The sequence below is a fragment of the Actinoplanes sandaracinus genome, assembly GCF_030009775.1.
GTDB classification, from domain to species: Bacteria; Actinomycetota; Actinomycetes; order Mycobacteriales; family Micromonosporaceae; genus Actinoplanes; species Actinoplanes sandaracinus.
In genome coordinates this window covers 1-1636 of record NZ_JASCTH010000087.1, presented here as the reverse complement: position 1 = coordinate 1636, position 1636 = coordinate 1, and the positions used below count along the sequence as shown (strand labels likewise).

At 70.0% G+C, this 1636-nt stretch carries 2 protein-coding genes; one reads left to right on the top strand and one right to left on the bottom strand.

Annotation, left to right across the window (positions count from 1 at the left end):
• Window positions 1-252: 252 nt before the first annotated feature.
• On the top strand, window positions 253-624 hold the full coding sequence (locus QLQ12_RS46760) for a cupin domain-containing protein (RefSeq protein WP_282767539.1): 372 nt from the start codon (window positions 253-255) through the stop codon (window positions 622-624).
• 550 nt (window positions 625-1174) lie between these two features.
• On the opposite strand, the gene QLQ12_RS46755 is transcribed toward QLQ12_RS46760, so the two are convergent.
• On the bottom strand, window positions 1175-1420 hold the full coding sequence (locus QLQ12_RS46755) for a hypothetical protein (protein ID WP_282767538.1): 246 nt from the start codon (window positions 1418-1420) through the stop codon (window positions 1175-1177).
• Between the last annotated feature and the right edge of the window lie 216 nt (window positions 1421-1636).

Here is a 1636-nt window from a genome sequence, read left to right as displayed (position 1 = left end):
GATCCGCCGGGGCCGTCGGTCCCGCCGATCAGGGCCGGTGGGATCCGCCGGGGCCGTCGGTCCCGCCGATCAGGGCCGGTGGGATCCGCCGGGGCGAGCGGGGACCAGTGGGATCGGTCGGGGCCATCGGGGCCAGTGGGGCCGGCCGAGGCCATCGGTCCGGCCGATCGGATCGGCCGGGGCGATCGGTCGGGCCGATTAGATCGGGTCGGGTGAACAGGCCGGCACCGGTGGTAGGTAGCGTTCCAGGACGTGGCGGAGGAGATCTACGTGGGAAACGCCGACCCGGATGCGCTGGCCGACCGCGGGTGGCTACTCGGGTACTTCAAGCCGGCGGGCGACCCACGGCACAGCACCGATGTCGAGATCAAGTGGGGCCGGCACCCTCAAGGCGACCGGCGAGCCCAATGGGTGCGCGGCGAGGACCGCACCGCCCTGCTGATACTGATCAGCGGCTGTTTCCACATGGAGTTCCCGGATCGCACGGTCGTCCTCGACAAGCAGGGTGACTACGTGGTCTGGCCTCGCGGGGTCGACCACTCCTGGTATGCCGCCGAGGAGTCCGTAGTGCTCACCGTCCGCTGGCCGTCCATCCCGGGATACGCCGTCCCCCAGGCGCCCTGACGCACCTCGGCGCCCTGCCGCCTCGGCACCCGACGGCGCCCCGGGCGGCTGAAGGAGGCTGGGGCGGCTGTCGGCGGGCGGGAGCGGCTGAAGGCGGGCGAGGGCGGCTGAAGGCGGGCGAGGGCGGCTGTGGGCGTCCGGCGTCTTTCGGCGCTCTGGCCCCCTCCGCCAGCCCGTGGCTCCCATGACGCCCCTCAACCTGACGTCGCGGCCGGACAACCCTCGACCGACGCCTCTCCACCTGATGTCAGCTGGCCTGACGCCCCCCAAGCGACGTCGCTCCACCTCACACCCCTCCACCTGACGACGCACAACCCGCCGACCCTCAACCTGACGACGCTCAGCCGAACGACGCCCGGCCGGGCCAACCCTCGACCAACGCCTCTCCACCTGACGTCAGCTGGCCTGACGCCCCCAACCGACGTCGCTCCACCTGACGAGGCTCGGCCTGACGACGCGCAACCTGGCGCCCCTCCACCTGACGAGGCTCGGCCTGACGACGCGCAACCTGGCGCCCCTAACCTGAAGACTGGGCCTCACGACGCCCGGCCTATTGACGACGCTCGGCCTGATGCCTCCGGTGCCAGCCCTCTGGCGTCGCGGTCGACATCACGGCGTTCTGTGCAGGGCACCACCACATCCAGAAGTTCGACACCCACTGCGGGTGTTGCCCACACCCGCAGTGGGTGTCAAGTTTTGTAGCCACCCAATGCCGGGCGTTGAAGCCGCCGATCTGGCAACGGCGAACCAACACCAGCACCAGCACCAGCACCAGCACCAGCACCAGCACCAGCACCAGCGAAGGCCGTCGTGCAGAAACAGGCGAACGGACTCGCCGATCCCGGCCGGTCAACCCCCTGCCGTCCTGGCAATAGAGGAGTGCCCTGGGCGACGGTGTGAACGCGACAGCAACCTCGTGTCAAGCCCCGGGTTTGATGGAGAGTTGTTTAGCTGGTTTCCAGGGGTGCGGTGACCGGTCGGGTCATCGCGTGTAGGTCCTCGTATTCGGCGG